General features: G+C 44.4%; 13 protein-coding genes and 2 rRNA genes (1 of these 15 only partly in view). 10 read left to right on the forward strand and 5 right to left on the reverse strand.

Going from position 1 to position 19,246, the window contains the following annotated elements; genetic code table 11:
* Positions 1 to 2,710 (forward strand): 23S ribosomal RNA (locus P0M28_RS23585) (it extends 121 nt beyond the left edge of the window).
* Positions 2,711 to 2,963: 253 nt separating this feature from the next.
* Positions 2,964 to 3,071, forward strand: a 5S ribosomal RNA gene (gene rrf / locus P0M28_RS23590).
* 53 nt (positions 3,072 to 3,124) lie between these two features.
* Here rrf and P0M28_RS23595 read toward each other — a convergent pair.
* Positions 3,125 to 4,894 carry an ABC transporter ATP-binding protein gene (locus P0M28_RS23595; protein ID WP_302205630.1) on the reverse strand — a complete coding sequence of 590 codons (1,770 nt, stop codon included), beginning with the start codon at positions 4,892 to 4,894 and terminating at the stop codon, positions 3,125 to 3,127.
* A 111-nt stretch (positions 4,895 to 5,005) separates the two neighbouring features.
* On the opposite strand from P0M28_RS23595, the gene P0M28_RS23600 reads away from it, so the two are divergent.
* The 7 genes from P0M28_RS23600 (at position 5,006) to P0M28_RS23630 (ending at position 15,807) form a co-directional block, all read left to right on the forward strand.
* Positions 5,006 to 6,007 carry an NAD-dependent epimerase/dehydratase family protein gene (locus P0M28_RS23600; protein ID WP_302205631.1) on the forward strand — a complete coding sequence of 334 codons (1,002 nt, stop codon included), beginning with the start codon at positions 5,006 to 5,008 and terminating at the stop codon, positions 6,005 to 6,007.
* Positions 6,008 to 6,125: 118 nt separating this feature from the next.
* The gene (locus P0M28_RS23605; RefSeq protein WP_302205632.1) at positions 6,126 to 7,523 is read left to right on the forward strand and encodes a tetratricopeptide repeat protein; all 1,398 of its coding nucleotides are present in this window, start codon (positions 6,126 to 6,128) and stop codon (positions 7,521 to 7,523) included.
* Positions 7,524 to 8,300 (forward strand): phosphosulfolactate synthase, encoded by a 777-nt coding sequence (locus P0M28_RS23610; protein ID WP_302205633.1) that lies wholly within the window; start codon positions 7,524 to 7,526, stop codon positions 8,298 to 8,300.
* The gene (locus P0M28_RS23615) at positions 8,300 to 9,253 is read left to right on the forward strand and encodes a polyprenyl-phosphate transporter (protein ID WP_302205635.1); all 954 of its coding nucleotides are present in this window, start codon (positions 8,300 to 8,302) and stop codon (positions 9,251 to 9,253) included. Before P0M28_RS23610 ends, P0M28_RS23615 begins: the two co-directional genes overlap by 1 nt.
* A gap of 170 nt (positions 9,254 to 9,423) precedes the next feature.
* Positions 9,424 to 10,413: an AAA family ATPase gene (locus P0M28_RS23620; RefSeq protein WP_302205637.1), complete on the forward strand. Its 990-nt coding sequence runs from the start codon at positions 9,424 to 9,426 to the stop codon at positions 10,411 to 10,413.
* Positions 10,414 to 10,746: 333 nt separating this feature from the next.
* Positions 10,747 to 12,873, forward strand: a complete 2,127-nt coding sequence (locus P0M28_RS23625) for a beta-helix domain-containing protein (RefSeq protein WP_302205639.1) — start codon at positions 10,747 to 10,749, stop codon at positions 12,871 to 12,873.
* 111 nt (positions 12,874 to 12,984) lie between these two features.
* Entirely contained in the window at positions 12,985 to 15,807 is a 2,823-nt protein-coding gene (locus tag P0M28_RS23630; RefSeq protein ID WP_302205640.1) for a TonB-dependent receptor, read from the forward strand.
* A 54-nt stretch (positions 15,808 to 15,861) separates the two neighbouring features.
* On the opposite strand, the gene P0M28_RS23635 is transcribed toward P0M28_RS23630, so the two are convergent.
* The 4 genes from P0M28_RS23635 to P0M28_RS23650 all read right to left on the reverse strand — a co-directional run bounded on the left by P0M28_RS23635 (position 15,862) and on the right by P0M28_RS23650 (position 18,453).
* A complete protein-coding gene (locus P0M28_RS23635; RefSeq protein WP_302205642.1) occupies positions 15,862 to 16,338 on the reverse strand; it encodes a hypothetical protein in 477 nt (158 codons plus the stop codon).
* Between the two features lie 331 nt (positions 16,339 to 16,669).
* Positions 16,670 to 16,915: a winged helix-turn-helix transcriptional regulator gene (locus P0M28_RS23640; RefSeq protein ID WP_302205644.1), complete on the reverse strand. Its 246-nt coding sequence runs from the start codon at positions 16,913 to 16,915 to the stop codon at positions 16,670 to 16,672.
* 245 nt (positions 16,916 to 17,160) lie between these two features.
* A complete protein-coding gene (gene msrA / locus P0M28_RS23645; RefSeq protein WP_302205645.1) occupies positions 17,161 to 17,694 on the reverse strand; it encodes a peptide-methionine (S)-S-oxide reductase MsrA in 534 nt (177 codons plus the stop codon).
* A gap of 123 nt (positions 17,695 to 17,817) precedes the next feature.
* Positions 17,818 to 18,453 (reverse strand): peroxiredoxin, encoded by a 636-nt coding sequence (locus P0M28_RS23650; RefSeq protein WP_302205646.1) that lies wholly within the window; start codon positions 18,451 to 18,453, stop codon positions 17,818 to 17,820.
* Positions 18,454 to 18,627: 174 nt separating this feature from the next.
* Here P0M28_RS23650 and P0M28_RS23655 point away from each other — a divergent pair, with 174 nt between their 5' ends.
* Positions 18,628 to 19,221 carry a porin family protein gene (locus tag P0M28_RS23655; RefSeq protein WP_302205648.1) on the forward strand — a complete coding sequence of 198 codons (594 nt, stop codon included), beginning with the start codon at positions 18,628 to 18,630 and terminating at the stop codon, positions 19,219 to 19,221.
* Positions 19,222 to 19,246 lie beyond the last annotated feature (25 nt).

Here is a 19,246-nt window from a genome sequence, read left to right on the forward strand (position 1 = left end):
GGCAACCCAGTTAGTTGAAGGCTAACTACCCGACTAGTCGGGGGCAAACCCGGGGAACTGAAACATCTAAGTACCCGGAGGAAGAGAAAATAAGTAATGATTCCCGTAGTAGTGGCGAGCGAGGCGGGAAGAGCCCAAACCAGCGAGGTTATGGCCTTGTTGGGGTTGTAGGACTGGCATAATGGAAAAGCGACGAACAAGAACCGTTCTGGAAAGTACGGCCAAAGAAGGTGAAAGCCCTGTATTGGCAGTTTAATTTTCAGGCCAGCATCCTGAGTAGGGCGGGCCCGGAGAAATCCCGTCTGAATCCGGCAGCACCATCTGCCAAGGCTAAATACTCCTGAGAGACCGATAGTGAACCAGTACCGTGAGGGAAAGGTGAAAAGTACCGGGAATACCGGGGTGAAATAGAACCTGAAACCATACGCTTACAAGCGGTCGGAGCCCTTTTGTGGGGTGACGGCGTGCCTTTTGCATAATGAGCCTACGAGTTATGATGGCTGGCAAGGTTAAGTGTCTTACGGCACGTCACCGAAGCGAAAGCGAGTCTGAATAGGGCGATTTAGTCAGTCGTTGTAGACGCGAAACCTGGTGATCTACCCATGGTCAGGTTGAAGCCCCGGTAACACGGGGTGAAGGACCGAACCAGTAGACGTTGAAAAGTCTTTGGATGAACTGTGGGTAGGGGTGAAAGGCCAATCAAACCAGGAAATAGCTCGTACTCCCCGAAATGCTTTTAGGAGCAGCGTTATCGGATGTCTGACCGAGGTAGAGCTACCAATAGGACTAGGGGGTGTCACAACCTACCAAATCCTGATGAACTCCGAATGCGGTTAGATTACGATGGCAGTGAGGGCTTGGGTGCTAAGGTCCAAGTCCGAAAGGGAAAGAACCCAGACCATCCGCTAAGGTCCCTAAATATCAGCTAAGTTGAACTAAGGTGGTCTCGTTGCCCAGACAGCCAGGATGTTAGCTTGGAAGCAGCTATTCATTTAAAGAGTGCGTAACAGCTCACTGGTCGAGCGACGGGGCATCGATAATAAACGGGCATCAAGTTGATTACCGAAGCGATGGATTGTAGTTTACTACAGTGGTAGGGGAGCATTCTAGCGGGGTTGAAGCTAAACGGTTACGTTTAGTGCACTAGCTAGAAAAGCAAATGTAGGCATAAGTAACGATAAGGCGGGTGAGAAACCCGCCCACCAAAAGACTCAGGTTTCCTGATCAACGCTAATCGGATCAGGGTTAGTCGGGTCCTAAGGCGTACCCGAACGGGGAAGCTAATGGACAACAGGTTAATATTCCTGTACTAGCTAGTATTGCCAGATGGGGACGGAGCGACTGGGTTGCTACGGGCAGACGGAATAGCCCGTTGAGCCGAGCCTTCGGGCGAAGCGAAGTAGCAAGGTTGCTTCCAAGAAAAGCCATCAAAGCATCAGATACTAGCTACCCGTACCGTAAACCGACACAGGTAGTCGGGTAGAATATACTAAGGTGCTCGAGTGAGACGTGGCTAAGGAACTAGGCAAAATAGTCCTGTAACTTCGGGAGAAGGGACGCTTCCTTATCTTCGGATAAGAAGCCGCAGTGAATCGATCCAGGCGACTGTTTAACAAAAACACAGGGCTTTGCAAACGTGAAAGCGGACGTATAAGGCCTGACACCTGCCCGGTGCTGGAAGGTTAAGGGGGGATGTTAGAGGTTTACCTCAACGCATTGAACCGAAGCCCCAGTAAACGGCGGCCGTAACTATAACGGTCCTAAGGTAGCGAAATTCCTTGTCGGGTAAGTTCCGACCTGCACGAATGGTGCAACGATCTGGATACTGTCTCGGCCACGCGCTCGGTGAAATTGTAGTATCGGTGAAGATGCCGATTACCCGCCACGGGACGGAAAGACCCCATGAACCTTTACTATAGCTTCCCATTGACATTGGGTAAACGATGTGTAGGATAGGCGGGAGACGAGGAAGCGGTGTCGCTAGGCATGGTGGAGTCACCCTTGAAATACCGCCCTTCGTTTATCTAGTGCCTAACCCTTTCGGGGGAACAGTGGGTGGTGGGTAGTTTGACTGGGGTGGTCGCCTCCAAAAAGGTAACGGAGGCTTCCCAAGGTGCCCTCAACACCGTTGGTAATGGTGTGTGGAGTGCAATAGCATAAGGGCGCTTGACTGTGAGGCCAACAAGCCGAGCAGGGACGAAAGTCGGGTATAGTGATCCGGTGGTTCCGTATGGAAGGGCCATCGCTCAAAGGATAAAAGGTACTCTGGGGATAACAGGCTGATCTCCCCCAAGAGCTCACATCGACGGGGAGGTTTGGCACCTCGATGTCGGCTCGTCACATCCTGGGGCTGGAGAAGGTCCCAAGGGTTGGGCTGTTCGCCCATTAAAGTGGCACGCGAGCTGGGTTCAGAACGTCGTGAGACAGTTCGGTCCCTATCTGTGGTGGGCGTAGGAAGCTTGACAGGATCTGACTTTAGTACGAGAGGACCGAGTTGGACGAACCGCTGGTGTATCGGTTGTGCCGCCAGGTGCAGTGCCGAGTAGCTATGTTCGGATGGGATAAGCGCTGAAAGCATCTAAGCGCGAAACCCGCCTGAAGATGAGGCTTCCCTTGAGGGTCGTTGTAGACGACAACGTAGATAGGCGGCAGGTATAGAGTCAGAAATGGCACAGCTGAGCCGTACTAATAACCCGAACGGCTTTCCTGCTCAACACACCCCCGTTACCGATGATTCTCTTACATATACATGTTAAATAACACAACAATACTATCTCAGGTACTGGGTATTGGATGTTAGGTGGTAAAAAGAACAGTAACTTACACTGCACCTTTCCACCTTCAATCCTCTTACCCCACAACCTGAAAAATCTTAAGGTGGCTGTAGCGCCGGGGATCAATGGATCGCCATCCCGGCTCTTCCCATCCCGAACCGAGCAGTTAATGTGAAGTTCGTACAACTTTAAGGTGGCTGTAGCGCCGGGGATCACCTCTTCCCATCCCGAACAGAGCAGTTAAGCCCGGCAGCGCCAATGGTACTTCACCAGAGGGAGAGTAGGTCGCCGCCTTTTTCTTATTACCACAAAAAAAGCCCTCGCCGAAAGATGAGGGCTTTTTTTGTGTCTTAATCCAACATCTGTAGCTGAATAAGATTACGATAACTTCGATCGAGTTCGTACAGCTCTTCGTGAGTGCCTTGTTCAATAATATGCCCTTCTTTTAGCATATAAATACGATCAACTTTGCGAATAGTAGCTAAGCGATGAGCGATTATAATGGTAGTTCGGTGTTGCATAAGATTTTCTAGGGCACTTTGAACCAAGTGCTCCGACTCAGCATCTAATGAGCTAGTCGCTTCATCCAGAATCAGAATAGACGGATCTTTTAAAATAGCTCGAGCAATGGCTATTCTTTGTCGTTGCCCGCCTGATAGCTGAACGCCTCTTTCGCCCACAATAGTGGAGAATCCTTCAGGAAAGGAATCTATAAAGTCCAAAGCATTTGCTTGAAGAGCAGCTTCTTTTACTTGCCGAAAGGTTGCATTCTCTCTCCCGTAGCGAATATTTTCTTCAATACTTCCCCCAAACAATATCACTTCTTGAGGAACCAGTCCGATATTCAGTCTCAAAGCCGAGAGATTATAATCGCCAATAATAGCGTCATCAATGAGAATTGTCCCATTAGTCACTGGGTAATACCCCAATATTAACTGAGCCAATGTAGATTTTCCAGCACCGCTATGGCCCACAAGCGCAATTTTTTCTCCGGCTTGTACTGAAAAAGAAATATCATTCAAAACTGTAGTATCTGGCCGGGAAGGGTAAGAGAAAGAAACACTGTTGAAATGAATACTACCCCGAATGGCATGACTGAAAATTTGAGATCGCGATAACCTTACCGACTCAGATTGCTCATCTAAAATAGCTAATATACGTTCAGAAGCCCCTATCGCTTTTTGAATTTGTCCGTACAGGTCGCCAAGACCAGCAATAGAACCTCCAATAAGTGTGGTGTACATGATAAAAGAGATTAAATTACCAACGGTAATAGCACCCTGCTGAACAAGAGTGGCACCGTACCAAAGCACCGCTACGATACCACCAAATAAAACGAAAATAATAAATGCTACGAATAAGCCTCGGAACAAAGCGGCTTGTAAAGCCGTATTTACTACCTGGTTAATAGAAGTTCGGTAGCGAGCTATCTCACGCAATTCGCTAGTAAAAGCTTTTACGGCTCGGATGGCTTGCAACGTTTCTTCTACAATTACACTACTTTCCGCCAGTTGATCTTGCGTTTTTTTGGTAAGTCGGCGGATATAACGTCCGAATACCATCGCAGCTACGATGAGAAGGGGAAAAGTAGCGAACATGAATCCGGTTAAGCTAGGGGCCATTAAAACAATAACAATAGTACCAATAAGCAGCGTGGCTATTTGTCGAAGAAATTCGGCCAGCGTTACTGAAAAGGTGTTCTGTAGTAAAGAAATATCAGAGGTAATGCGACTTATCAACTCTCCGGTGCGATGCTCATCGTAGAAGCTTATGGGAAGAGTAATAAGTTTTTGGTAGAGGGCAGTCCGTATATCGGCCGAAGAATTTTCGTTTACCTTGGCGAAAAAATAGACTCGTACGAATGAAAATATGCTTTGCACAAAAAATACTGCTAGTAGGCAGAGCGCAATAACGTTAAGATTATTCGATAACCATGATTCATTACCAGATGCTACGTCGAGCAACTCGCCGGAGATGAGCGGAAAGCTAAGCAGTGTTAGACTAGAAAATACTAACCCAACCATACCCACCACGAATTGCCATTTATAGGGAAGAATGAATTGATATATTCCAGCTAAACGTTTAAACTGATCTTTATTCAGGAAATTAATTTTTTTCATATAAAATTAGTATTCTATTTCCAGGACGGATTGGTTAGCATCAAATTGTAGAACACCGAAGAAACATATGAGTCGCCGCTTAGTAATCTACTATACTTAAATCTAAATACTATGCACTTGGTTACCGGAGCCACCGGATTAATAGGTAGTTTTATCTGCCGAGCTATGCTAAAAGCAGGTTATTCGTTAAGAGCGTTGCGGCGTAAAACCAGCGATATGAGTTTGGTAAAGGATATTCAAGATGAGATTGAGTGGGTAGAGGGCGACCTGCTTGATATTGTTGATCTGGAAAAGCATATGCAAGGCGTAAGTGGAGTGATACACAGTGCAGCCTTCATTTCGTACGATAGTCGCGATGAAGCCTTGATGCAAAAAATAAACGTGGAAGGGACAGCTAACATCGTAAATGTGGCTTTGAAGCAAAATGTCTCTCATTTCTTACATATGAGTTCAGTAGCTGCGGTGGGAAAGAAAATAACGGATACATTGGTGGATGAAACCCATACAATTACTCCGGATGATAACCTCACGGGTTATGCACGTAGCAAATGGTTAGCCGAGGTAGAAGTATGGCGAGCGGTAGCCGAAGGGTTACCTGCGGTGGTGCTAAATCCATCGTTAGTACTAGGGCCGGGTGATTTAGATAAAAGCAGTACCCAAGTATTCAAATATATTTGGGATGAAAAGCGTTTCTATACCACTGGCACAGTGAACTACGTAGATGTACGGGATGTTGCCGAAGTAGCCGTGCAAGCTATTAATCAAGAGCTAACCGGTGAGCGATTCATTGTGAGTGGTGGAAGTGTATCTTATCAGCAACTATTTGAGACTATTGCAAAATTCTTTAAGAAGCGCCCACCCAATATCAAAATTAATGCATCCATTATAAAAGGACTGAGTAAACTAGATCGGGTACGCACCCTAATAACGCAACAAAAACCATTAGTTACCGATGAGTTGGCGCAAGTAGCCCGCAATAGTCATACCTACAACAACCAAAAAGTTCGAGAAGCCCTAGAAGTGGACTTTCGTCCGCTAAATGAAACAATTCAGTGGTGCTGCGAAGAATTAATGAAAAAAGAAGAAAAAACGTATCTAAAATCACCCCAATAGATAACAGCTTACAAATAGTTGGTCATGCGTAGGGTATTTTCTATATTTATCCCTATCCGTAAGCAACATACCCTTAGTTTTTCTATGGAGTAACGAACGATTTTTAACCTCTAACAATATGAGCGATCAATTTAGAAATCGTGAAGATGGGCAAAATTTAATACGATGGTTTGAGAACCAACTTAAAAATAACGATGCTCACTTTCTAGATTTAAATATATATGTTGATGTTATTGAAGACTATCTGGATGAAGAAAAATATAAAAAAGCACTAAAAACCTGTAACCTAGGAATTGCTCAGTATCCTTATTCGGCGGAGCTGCTGTTCAACAAGGCACAAACCCTAAGCCATTTAGAACGCTACGAAGAAGCCTTAGCTGAATTAGATCGGGCAGCCAATTTACAGCCCAATGACTACGATATTCTGATGTTGCGAAGTAACATCTTGTCCTGGATGGGAAACTACCAAGGTTCGGTGGGAGAGCTTAAGCGATTGGTAGAGCTGAGTGAAGAGAAAGATGAAATATACTATCAGATCGGGATGGCATTTCAGCATATGGCTGATTATCGACAAGCTGCGGAGTACTACAAGCTAGCCCTTCAGTGGAACCTGCACCACGAAGATGCTATGTACGAACTGGCCTATTGCCTGGATATGACGGGTGAATTGGAAGGTAGTCTTTCCTATTATCAACAGTTCATTGACAAAGATCCCTATTCTGTACAGGCTTGGTACAACTTAGGCATTGTTTACAATAAGCTAGAGCGTTTTGATGAGGCCATTCAGGCCTACGAGTACGCTATTCTAATTGACGATACCTTTGGTTCTGCCCATTTTAATATGGGGAATACCTACATGAACCTCAAGCAGTATAAGAAAGCGTACAACGCCTACCGCAAAACGCACGATATTGAAGGAGGCAACGCCGAAACGTACTGCTGCATGGGGGCTGCCCTCGAGAAGCTGAAGTCGTACAATCGGGCTATGCGAATGTACTCTAAGGCAACCAAGCTCGACGAAGAATACGATGAGGCTTGGTTTGGCTTCGGGGCGTGTTTGCATCAGCAAGAGCGCTGGATGGAAGCTACCTACGCTCTGCGTAAAGCCCTCCGGCTAAACGATGCAAATTATCTGTACTGGTACATACTAGCTGAAGCCGAACGCAAACTAGGTAATATTGCTTCCAGCAGCGAAGCGTTCGAGGAGGCTACGCTGCTCAATCCACTTTGTTTAGAGATATGGCAAGACTGGTCGTACCTGTATTTTGAGAATAGTAATTTTGAGATGGCGGTTTCGGTAGCAATGGGTGGTTTGGAAGAACTACCTGATAACCCTGATCTACTCTACTACGCCACTGCTTATCTTATTTCGGATGGTCAATATAAAGATGCGTTTATTTATTTAGAAAATGCCTTAACTTTGGATTTTGATAAACACGAAATCTTGTACGATTTTTTTCCAAAGTTAGAAACACAGAAAGCACTCTTTAAGATTATCGACCAATACCGAACCTAGATGAATTATACGCTTAAGAATATTCCCGAGCGAACCGGAAAGCCTCGGGTGTCTGGCTATACTATGGCCATGGACAAAGGATTGAGTCTGCGCGAGGTAGAAGACTTTATTAGTGTAGCCGGAGGTTATGTAGATGTGGTTAAATTAGGTTGGGCCACTTCGTTTGTTACCCCTCACCTAGAAGAAAAAATAGCCGTCTATCATCAGGCAAATATTCCGGTTTATTTTGGGGGAACCTTGTTTGAAGCTTTTGTCGTTCGTCATCAGTTTGATGATTATCGACGGATCTTAGATAAGTACGGATTGTCTTTTGCCGAAGTATCCGACGGATCAATTGAACTACCCCACGAGCAGAAGCTAGATTATATTCAGCGGCTGTCTGAACAAGTAACAGTGCTGTCGGAGGTAGGCTCTAAAGATGCTGCCAAAATAATGCCTCCCTATAAATGGATTGAGTTAATGCAGGCTGAGCTAGATGCCGGTGCCTGGAAAGTTATTGGTGAAGCCCGGGAAGGCGGTAATGTAGGGCTATTTCGATCGAGTGGGGAAGTACGCTCGGGCTTGGTAGAAGAGATTTTGACTAAAATTCCGTTTGATCGCATTATCTGGGAAGCTCCTCAAAAAGAGCAGCAGGTATGGTTCATTAAGCTACTCGGTGCAAACGTAAATTTGGGTAATATTGCCCCCAATGAAGTCATTCCTCTGGAAACTATTCGGCTCGGATTGCGAGGAGATACATTTACCCACTTCTTGGGACAGAACGAGCAAACTTCCTGATGAATTACTTAAAAATGTACGGACAGCTATTCCTGAAAGGAATGGCAATGGGCGGAGCCGATGTAGTTCCGGGTGTTTCCGGGGGGACACTGGCCTTTATCACAGGTATTTACGAGCGGTTGTTAGATGCCATTAGCTCTTTTGATAAAGATGCACTACAACATGCGTTAAAGTTTCGCTGGCAAGCCCTTTGGCAACATGTTGATGGTACCTTTTTAGCGGTGCTCTTGAGCGGTATTGCCACTAGTTTAGTAACCTTGGCGAAGGTTATACATTATTTATTAGATACGTACCCTATCCAGCTTTGGTCGTTTTTTTTCGGTTTGGTGATTATTGCGGCCTATGTAGTAGCCAAAGAGATTAATCAATGGAAAGGAAGAGTGATTATAGCCGGACTAGGTGGAATTGCCATTGCCTACACCGTTACGGTAATCACACCCGCTCAAACGCCTACTGATCTCTGGTTCATTTTCTTATCAGGGTCAATTGCTATTTGTGCCATGATCTTGCCCGGTATTTCCGGTAGTTTTATTTTACTGATTTTAGGTAAATACGAATACATTGTTACTTCCTTAAATGAGTTTAATGTAACAGTACTTGCGGTCTTTGGGGTTGGTTGCGTAGTAGGACTGCTTAGTTTTGCTCGTCTAATTTCTTGGCTGCTAGATCGGTACTATAACACGGCTATTGCGCTGTTAGCCGGATTTATGATTGGCTCACTAAATAAGATATGGCCCTGGAAAGAAGTAGTTTCTACCCGAACGAATAGCAAAGGCGAAGAAGTACCTTTCATTACTGAAAACGTATTACCTGGGGTATACGAACAAGTTACCGGACAAACTCCGTATCTAGGCCAAGCGATACTCTTTATGATAATAGGAGCGGGTGCTGTACTTGCCATTGATCTTGTAGCGGCACGTCAGCAGAAAACGACTAAAACAGTTAGCAATTAGCAGTGTACAATTTGTAGTTAGCGATGAACAATGAGCGGTTGTTGATTGACAATGGATGACTAAAAAGTGACAGATCTTTATCTAAAATCCAACCTTTAGCACTGATAACAATCGAGCCATTGAACAATCAGCAATTTAACAATCAACAATTTAGCCATTAAATTATAGATATGGATCAGGTAATCGACGAATCATTAAAGAAGCAGCATCAAGATAAAATTCAGCAGGTCTTTCACGAAGTAGGTAAAGTAGTGGTCGGGCAGCAGTATATGGTTAACCGCCTTTTGATTGGACTATTTACCAACGGGCATATTTTGCTAGAAGGAGTTCCCGGATTGGCTAAAACGCTTACTGTCAATACCTTAGCGCAAGTGTTACATTTAGACTTCAAGCGAATTCAGTTCACTCCTGATCTGCTTCCGGCAGACCTAATCGGGACGATGATCTACAACCAGCAGAACGCTGATTTTGAAGTAAAGAAGGGGCCGATCTTTGCCAACCTAATTTTGGCCGATGAGGTGAACCGCTCTCCTGCCAAAGTGCAGTCCGCCCTGCTGGAAGCCATGCAAGAGAAGCAAGTAACCATTGGGGAGACTACCTATCCGTTAGACCGACCCTTTTTGGTGTTGGCTACCCAAAACCCGGTAGACCAAGAAGGTACCTATCCGTTGCCCGAAGCTCAGGTAGACCGCTTTATGATGAAGGTGTACGTAGACTATCCTACCAAGGAAAACGAACTAGAAGTGATGCGCCGTATGGCTAATCTCTCGTTCAGTGGGGAAGTAAGCTCAATCCTAACGAAAGACGACATTTTTTCCATAAGAAACGAAATCAATGCCGTAAGCATATCAGAGTCTTTAGAAAAATATATTATAGAACTGGTGTTTGCTACCCGCAACCCCGAAGCCTACAACATGGCTGACATTGCCAACTACATACAGTTTGGGGTATCGCCTCGGGCCAGTATCAATCTAAATATTGCGGCTAAAGCTATCGCTTTCTTCGATCAGCGCGACTACGTGCTACCCGAAGATATTAAAGAAGTGGCCAATGATGTGTTTAATCACCGAATTCTACTGAATTATGAAGCCGAAGCCGACGGAGTAAACACCAGCGATATTATCAAAACCATTCTTCAGAAGGTACCGATCAATCAGTGATGAATGAGTAATGATTAGTGCTCGTGCCTACTGTGCGTCCGTCTATTTAATTACGGACTTCGGATTCCAGTCTCCGGTTTCCTAAAACAATAACAATTTAGCAATTGAACCATTTTTAGATTCAGGCATCGCTAACGAGCAGCCTATCAGAATAGTTGCTAACATTGGTAGTAATCTACATTCTTAACAATTTGATAACCTTAATGTAACTTTGTTAACAATTAATTAACATTAGGTTCTTCACAGATTAATATACAATAGTCACTTTTGCAGGGTAATTCATAAATCTACTACGAAACTGTTTAATTAATCTAATCTTTAAGACTTTCACGTATGAAGAAATTATCTTTCTCGCTCCTAGCCATGCTGGGATTTTTTGCGATTGTATTTGTCTCTTGTAAGGATGACGACAACGGCGATCCTGCGCCTCTTACCCCTACCATTGCGTCAATTACCCCTAGTAGTGGCCCGGTAGGTACTTCAGTAACTATCGCAGGAACCAACTTTGGCGATTCGCCTTCAGTGAGCTTCGGTACTACTTCAGCTACCGTAGCTAGTGGCTCTACGGCTACTTCTATTACTACTACTGTTCCTGCTGGACTCTCAGCAGGTGATGTAAATGTTACTGTAACAGCTGGTGGCGAAACCTCAGCAGCTTCTACTTTTGAGGTTACAGAGGGTACTGCTCCTGACGTAACGACAGTAGTTGATACAGTAGTCGCTCTAGAAGATCTAAGTTCCCTAGAAACAGCCGTAGTTGCGGCGGGGCTAGACGACGATCTAGCTGGTGATGGCCCTTTTACTATATTCGCTCCGAATAATGAGGCGTTTGATTCTTTGATTGCTAATCTAGATGTTGCTGATCTTACTGCGGTCGTTGCTGCATTAGGCGGAGCTAATGCTCTTGCCGGTGTTTTGCAAGCTCATGTGGTAGCAGATTCTCTTCCAGCCGACCTCATTGCAGCTCAAGATTATCCTACGTTAAACGCTGCATCAACAATTACAATTACTGTTGAAGGAGATAACGTATTTGCTAATGGAGCTCAGGTGATAGGTGAACAAATTATTGCTGATAATGGAGTAATTCATGTAATTGATTCAGTCATTAATGTAGAAGCCCCAGCGGTAGACCCCGGTGAGCCAAACGTGGTTCGGGTAGTTGCTTCCCCGGATGGGTTAGGAGCGGCTGAAACAAATTGGACGGCTGATAACACCTATATTCTAGACGGTTTTATCTTCGTTAACGACGGACAAACCCTTAACATTGAAGCGGGAACTATTATTAAAGGACGGCCTGGACAAGCAGCACGGGCTAGTGCATTAATTGTCGCTGCAGGCGGAACCATAAACGCGACGGGTACAGCTGCCGATCCGATTATATTCACCGGTGAAGCTGATGACCTGAACGGTTCCGTTCCTGACGATGCTAATGCCTTATGGGGTGGGGTCATTATTCTTGGTAATGCTCCGACGAATAATAATGATGTTGGTGGTGTAAAAAGTGTAGAAGGAGTCCCTACAGAAGAGGGGCGTGGACAATATGGTGGAACTGATGCTACTGAAAACTCCGGTACATTTACCTATGTTTCTATTCGTCATGGCGGAAGTTTGATCGGTGCAAACAATGAAATTAACGGCTTAACTTTGGGGGGAGTAGGTTCAGGAACAACCATCAATAATGTTGAAATATGGTCTAACCTAGATGACGGCATTGAGCTTTTTGGAGGTACTGTAAATGTTTCTAATCTCGTTGTTTCTTACTCTGGTGATGACGGAATTGATATTGACGAAGGCTACACTGGAAATATCCAAAAGGCAGTCGTATGGCACACCGGAAGTACTATAATAAGTACTGACCCTAGGGGCATGGAGCTAGATGGTGGCGATGGCCCCAATGAGACCGCTATGCCGTTTACAACTCCTAATTTGGCGAACATAACTTTATTCTACGATGACGTAGATGGTAGTAATTTGACAGACGCATTTGTTATGCGGGACAACTACGGTGGAAGCCTTTATAATAGCATCGCCTTCAATCATGATGCACCTATTGACTTAGAGCGCTTAACTACTTTAGGCGAAAGCTCTTATGATCGCTACACCGCGGGTGATATTGTAATCAGCGGTAATATCCTATTCAACATCAATGGGGTGACTGATGCGGCTAACTTTGCTGATCTGTTTGAAATAAGTAATGAAGGTGACGCTGCGTTAGAAACTGAAGTGGAAACAGCTTTGGCGGCAGCTAACATGGTAGTTGATCCGGGTTTTGGAACTGGAGCAACTAAATTTACACCTACAGCTGATGCGGTTACCGATCTCGATTCCGATGATGATGGTACTGATGATGAGCTACCAGAAGGAGTGCAAAATCTTGGATACAAAGGAGCAGTAGACCCAGCAGCAACGGAACCTTATTTTGCTAACTGGACTAAAACGTGGGCGGTCATTAGCCAGTAATTAGAAATTTAATTTTTAGAAAGTAATTGCGAAAGTAGGGTGACAAAATGTTGCCCTACTTTTTAAGTATAAAAATACATAAGTTTGTCGCCTACATAAATAAAGAATAATATGCGTACACTCGTACTTTTACTTTTTTTCCTAACTACGCTTTCAAACGTCATAGCCCAAACGGGTACCATTCGGGTTTCTGTGTTTGACAACGAAACAGGAGAGGCTCTAATAGGGGCTACTGTAGTAATAGCAGGTACCACTCAGGGCAGTGTTACTGATCTAGACGGAAAAGCCGCTATTGGCAATCTGGAGCCAGGTTCTTATAATGTGCAAGTATCATATGTTTCTTATCAACCTAAGACAATTGAAGGAGTAGAGGTGTCGGCTGATGAAGTTAACGCCTTTGAAGTACAATTAGCTTCTGAGACGGCCGAACTGGAAGAAGTGGTAGTGACCGCCGAAATTATCCGCAGTAGTGAGTCAGCCTTACTCACTCTTCAGAAGAAATCCCCAGCGGTAATGGATGCTATTTCGGCCGATATGTTTTCCCGTAATGGCGATAGTGATGCTGCTGCTGCCGTGCGCCGGGTAACTGGGGTAACCGTAGAAGGAGGAAAATACGTGTATGTACGTGGATTGGGTGATCGATACAGTAAATCAATACTCAATGGCGCCGATATTCCCGGACTAGATCCCAACCGAAATTCGGTTCAGCTAGATTTATTTCCTAGTAACATGATCGATAATATCATCGTGTACAAAACCTTTACTCCCGACCTGACCGGAGAGTTTGCCGGAGGATTGGTCAATGTAACCACCAAAGACTTTCCGGATAGATTCACTATGCAAGTGTCGGGTTCTATGGGTATTAATGACCAAGCTACCTTCAATAGTGATTATCTAACTTACGAAGGTGGGGGCACTGATTGGCTAGGTTTTGATGATGGTACTCGGGAGCTTCCCGGACTACTAAGTCAGTACACTATTGATAATTTCCCTTCCCCAGCGACTCCAGGTGTATCTCAGGGGGATGTTACTGAAGCCTCACAGGCATTTGAGACTAATCAATTCACTCCTACCCGGAGTGCTCCTCCTGTTAATCATAGCTTCAGTTTTTCGCTGGGTAACCAAAAGGAGTTCTTAAACCGACCATTAGGTTTCGTGGTGGGACTAACCTATAGTAGAGACTATAATTTCTACGGAGATGGGCAAGTTAATCGGTATGACGAAGTACCGTCTACTGCTACCTCTCTCGAACGAAGCTTACTATTTACCACCAATGATGCCGCATCTACTGACGATGTTAGTATGGGTGGATTATTGAATCTATCGTACAAACTAAGTACCAATAGTAAAATCAGCTTTAATATTATGCGGAACCAAGCTAGCACTAATGTGGCTCGCTTTCAGGATGGCTTTAGCCTGTTGGAACGCCCTGACTCTACGATTCTCCTAAGGAATCGAGTTCTTTCCTGGACCGAAAGGGGGTTAACCAATATGTTGCTAAAAGGGGAGCACAATATCGCTGAGCTAAATAATCTTAATATTGAATGGCAATCATCCTATACTGATACGTATATGGATGAACCTGATTTGCGCTTTTTACAGAGTAGTGTTCAGATTGATGGTAATGATAGTATTAATGTGGTGTCAAATGTCAATCGTCCCGGTCGCTACTTTCGGGACATGACCGAAACGAACTGGGATAGCCGACTTAACATCACACTTCCTATCAATATATGGGAAGATCGAGAAGCAAAGGTTAAGTTTGGGGGCGCATATACGCAGCGTGAGCGATCCTTTCGGGAACGTAGGTTTGAGTACTTTATACGCCGTAGAACCTTTTCTGGTGATGTAGATAATCTGTTCTTAGATCAAAACTTAGGATATAATAGTGAGGGACAGCAACTAAACACGCTTGATGAAGTATCCCAGGATGGTAACAATTATGATGCGGAGCAGTTGGTTTACGCCGGTTATCTTATGTTTGATGCTCCAGTTACCGAGAAACTTCGTTTGGTAGGTGGAGTTCGGCTCGAGCAAACTGATATGTCATTAGAAGCTTTTGATGGGGTAACGGGTGATTTAGAAACAACTGATCTGCTTCCTGCACTTAACTTCACTTACGAACTGCGAGAAAATATGAACTTACGAGGTTCATACGGGAGAACGATTGCTAGGCCTACTTTCCGCGAGTTTGCCCCGTTGGTAACATTTGCCTTTTACGGAGACTTCAACCAAATTGGTAACTCTGAACTGGATCGCACCTTGATTGATAATTACGACATCCGCTGGGAAATGTATCCGAACCGTAACGAATATGTGGCAGCAAGTGTATTCTATAAGCGATTCGACAATCCTATTGAAAACACAATTAACCCCGATGCAGGAGGAACTACGGCTGAATATAAGTACGAGAACGTAGACGAAGGATTAATTGCCGGATTAGAAATGGAGGTGAGAAAAGGGTTAGGCTTTATTAGTCCGTTCTTTGAGCCATTCAGAGTAGGAGTGAATGCTACTTACATTTATTCACAAGTAAGCTTGGAAGCTGATGAATTAAGTGCCGCCCGCTTCTTTGATCCTGATATTGAAGATACTCGGGATATGTACGGGCAGTCTCCCTACGTTGTTAATGCTAATCTGGATTACAACAACTTTGAGACGGGTTGGTCAGGAAACATTGTGTTCAATGTCTTTGGTGAACGTTTGCAGTACTTTACTACAGCCTTGCCGTTTGTTTACGAGCAACCTCGTCCTGAATTAAATCTGAGTATTAAAAAGCAACTGAATGATCGCTGGAGTGTCCGTGCTCGTGCGAATAACTTACTCAATCCTGCGTATGAGGAGACAATTACCTACCGGGATGTAGAGTACGTTTTTGATAGCTACACCGTTGGGCGCGATTATTCGCTTAGTTTTACCTATCTGATTGAGTAAAGTTTTAGAGAGCCAGATACAGAAGAAGGGTGTTGCTAAAAGTAACATCCTTTTTTATTGCGCTACCGAAGCGGTATCCATATTAAAATAAATATGGTAGCTATGCTCTATAGAATCGGGCTTCTTCACTCCCCGTAAGTAAAAGTTAACTACCTTGAACCCCTCAATATTTTTCCACACAATAGTCGATAGAGAATCGTACTTGGTCGGTTCTACGTAATCTATCCCGAACTTGGTAATGGTTTCCGGTTTAAATTCTAGTGGATAAGGCTCGTTAACAATAACCCCTCTAACCTTACCCTGATAATGCCTTACCTCCACCCCGTACTCGTTATAGTACTGGATGAAATACTGTTTACCAAAAAACGTTCGCTGAAATATTGTGTCGGGCTGGCCTAGTATCTCGGCTACTTCAGTAGGAGATTTATTGACCAACGAAAGGGCATCAAACACAATGTCGTTGGATGGAGTACAACAACACAGCAGCCAGGAAATAAGCAACGGTGTTAGTATCTGTAGAATCTGCTTCATACGCAATAATAAATAAAACCCACCTAAGTAAAACCAGAAAAGCATCTTTATGCTGCTTTTCTGTCCTAATTACATACCATGCATGTTCTATTTGTCAGGCTCTTTAGTTGGAGATATTTTAGTAAACACTTTGTCAATGAATCCCGTAACACTCACTTCCTTACCAGTAGAGCTACAAACGAATTTCTTCGTATTCTATATACTGATATTTCATAATGGAACTGCCGTAGGGATCTTATCCCCTCTGATTCACACGTTTGAAGTTGTAAAATTATATTTATGATGAGGCAACATGTGAGGGAGCGTTTCTGGTTCAGTGTGCTCGACCCTATTATACCATTTCGTGTAAAATCGGGATAAGCGTTTGGCCGTACTTGGTAATGCTATACTTCACCCGAAGTGGTACTTCGGCGTATATCTGGCGGTGAACAATACCGTCAGCCTCTAGCCCACGAAGCTGCTGGGTAAGCATCTTTTGCGTAATTTCAGGGATGACTCTTTTCAACCCAGCAAACCACCTTAGTTTGCGCTGATGAAGCTCCCACAAAATAGCGGGTTTCCACTTGCTACCAATCACAGTAAGAGTAGTCAGTACGGGGCAGAGTCGGAAATGCCAAACAGGCTTTTTCTATTAACCAAATAAAAGCACAACTTAAAGGTATCTCTATTACGTAGATCGCAGCGACTATTTTCGTGACGAACCTCTCCGGATTTGCTACTAACCTAAACGCTACTTTTTGAGGAAGACCTAATTAGTCCTATGGCTAAACTGTAAATTAAATAGTATAGGCTTTTATATCCTATGCTCTCATTGCACACACTTTACACTGCCTTCAGCTTCTCGCTAAATACTTGCTTAAACTTATCTACTTTCGGACGAATCACGAATGAGCAATAGCCTTGTTCCGGATTATTCTTGTAGTAATTCTGATGGTACTCTTCGGCTGGGTAAAATACCTCCAATGGGTTAATCTCAGTTACAACCGGATCGTTAAAAGCCCCCGATTCATTGAGCTTATGCTTATAGGCTTCCGCTAATTGCTGCTGCTCTTCATCGTGGTAAAATACTGCCGAACGATACTGAGTGCCTACGTCGGCTCCCTGTCGGTTGAGCGTAGTAGGATCATGGGTTTTCCAGAAAATTTCTAATAGCTCATCAAAAGAGACTACATCCGGGTCGTAGGTAATCTGTACTACCTCAGCGTGCCCGGTGCGTCCACTGCATACTTCCCGATAGGCCGGATTTTTTATGTGCCCACCGGTATAACCGGAGACTACCGATTCTACTCCCGCTACATCCTGAAAAACGGCTTCGGTACACCAGAAGCAGCCCGAACCAAATGTTGCTTGTTTCATATCAAATCTATTGTTCAGTTGCTGATTGTTATTGAGAAAGCCGGAGACCGCAGACCGCAGTCCGGAATCCGAAAAATCAACTTTTACTTAACATACACCTCCTTCATTCTTCGGTCTCCGTTACTACTTGTTCGGTTGCGGAGTTGTTCGTAAATAGGGTTTCACTTTGGTGTGACCCTTGGGGAAACGTTCGGGGATTTCATCGTCGGAGATAGCGGGGGCAATTACTACGTCATCGCCTTCTTTCCAATCAGCCGGAGTAGCCACGCTGTAGTTAGCCGTCAATTGTAAAGAATCAATTACTCGAAGTATCTCATTAAAGTTACGTCCGGTAGAAGCCGGGTAGGTTAGCATCAGTTTGATCTTTTTATCGGGGCTGATGATAAATACCGAGCGAACCGTCAGGTTATCAGAAGCATTCGGGTGGATCATTCCGTACAGATTGGCAATCTTACGGTCGGGGTCAGCAATCAGTGGGAAGTTAACTGTGGTGTTTTGGGTTTCATTAATATCGTTAATCCACCCCTCGTGCGAGTCTAGTCCATCTACGCTAATGGCTAGCACTTTGGTATTGCGCTGAGCAAACTCATCTTTTAGCTGAGCCGTACGGCCTAGTTCGGTAGTGCAAACCGGAGTGTAATCCGCCGGATGAGAAAAGAGCACTCCCCAGCCATCGCCTAAATAATCGTAGAAATCAATTTCGCCTTGGCTGGTTTGCGCCTGAAAATTAGGGGCAGTATCGCCTAATCGTAAATCCATGTGTAGTATCGTTATAAGTTTACATATTTACTAAATATGGGTACGAAATTCGATATACGAAGTTGTACTCAACGGTTCATTGTACCAGTAACAAGGTACGGTTTAATACCGATTGAGGAACAAATAGTAAGGCCATGTGTTTGATAACTATTTACACCTATAAATTTTTTTATTATGAAGAAGTACATTTTATTTTTCGTATCACTTAGCGTAATTGCTGTGTCAACAACCGTAGCTCAGGTGCGGGTTAACCCTAAAATAGGGTTGAATGCCTCCTCACTTACCACCGAGAATGCCGAATGGGAAGAAGACGGAGTTCGGACTGGAGTAAATCTGGGAGTTGATTTTCGGATTGGTGATGATGGAGAGAGTTGGTTCTTTTTTCAACCCGGAATCCACTACTATAGCATTGGTGCTCAACTTATTAATGATGCTAATGCCGAACGTGTTGACGATGTAGTAGCCATCAATAGCCTGAAAGTTCCACTGAACGGAGGCTTTTACCTTACCGGAACCGACGGAATACTGGCAGTCCGCCTTAATGGGGGAGTGGTTCCTACTTTTATGTTAGGAGTAGAGGATAATGATTTGGGGTTAGATCGGGATGACTTCAGATCGTTCAACCTAGGGCTAAACGCAGGGATAGGTATTGATCTGTTCTTTGCTACGTTAGACATTGGTTATGAGTGGGGCCTAACTGAATTCTTTGAAGCCGGTGAGGGGCAAAACAGAATGTTCGCAGTTTCTTTAGGCGTAGTCCTACCCTAAAAAGGGCAGCGGTATAAATGCTTTA

Origin of the sequence: Tunicatimonas pelagia (assembly GCF_030506325.1) — a bacterium.
Taxonomy (GTDB): domain Bacteria; phylum Bacteroidota; class Bacteroidia; order Cytophagales; family Cyclobacteriaceae; genus Tunicatimonas; species Tunicatimonas pelagia.

Excerpts from the sequence above, each read along its gene's own strand:
- P0M28_RS23595 (WP_302205630.1), bottom strand. The coding sequence starts at position 4,894 with ATGAAAAAAATTAATTTCCTGAATAAAGATCAGTTTAAACGTTTAGCT.
- P0M28_RS23600 (WP_302205631.1), top strand. The coding sequence starts at position 5,006 with ATGCACTTGGTTACCGGAGCCACCGGATTAATAGGTAGTTTTATCTGC.
- P0M28_RS23605 (WP_302205632.1), top strand. The coding sequence starts at position 6,126 with ATGAGCGATCAATTTAGAAATCGTGAAGATGGGCAAAATTTAATACGA.
- P0M28_RS23610 (WP_302205633.1), top strand. The coding sequence starts at position 7,524 with ATGAATTATACGCTTAAGAATATTCCCGAGCGAACCGGAAAGCCTCGG.
- P0M28_RS23615 (WP_302205635.1), top strand. The coding sequence starts at position 8,300 with ATGAATTACTTAAAAATGTACGGACAGCTATTCCTGAAAGGAATGGCA.
- P0M28_RS23620 (WP_302205637.1), top strand. The coding sequence starts at position 9,424 with ATGGATCAGGTAATCGACGAATCATTAAAGAAGCAGCATCAAGATAAA.
- P0M28_RS23625 (WP_302205639.1), top strand. The coding sequence starts at position 10,747 with ATGAAGAAATTATCTTTCTCGCTCCTAGCCATGCTGGGATTTTTTGCG.
- P0M28_RS23630 (WP_302205640.1), top strand. The coding sequence starts at position 12,985 with ATGCGTACACTCGTACTTTTACTTTTTTTCCTAACTACGCTTTCAAAC.
- P0M28_RS23635 (WP_302205642.1), bottom strand. The coding sequence starts at position 16,338 with ATGAAGCAGATTCTACAGATACTAACACCGTTGCTTATTTCCTGGCTG.
- msrA (WP_302205645.1), bottom strand. The coding sequence starts at position 17,694 with ATGAAACAAGCAACATTTGGTTCGGGCTGCTTCTGGTGTACCGAAGCC.
- P0M28_RS23650 (WP_302205646.1), bottom strand. The coding sequence starts at position 18,453 with ATGGATTTACGATTAGGCGATACTGCCCCTAATTTTCAGGCGCAAACC.
- P0M28_RS23655 (WP_302205648.1), top strand. The coding sequence starts at position 18,628 with ATGAAGAAGTACATTTTATTTTTCGTATCACTTAGCGTAATTGCTGTG.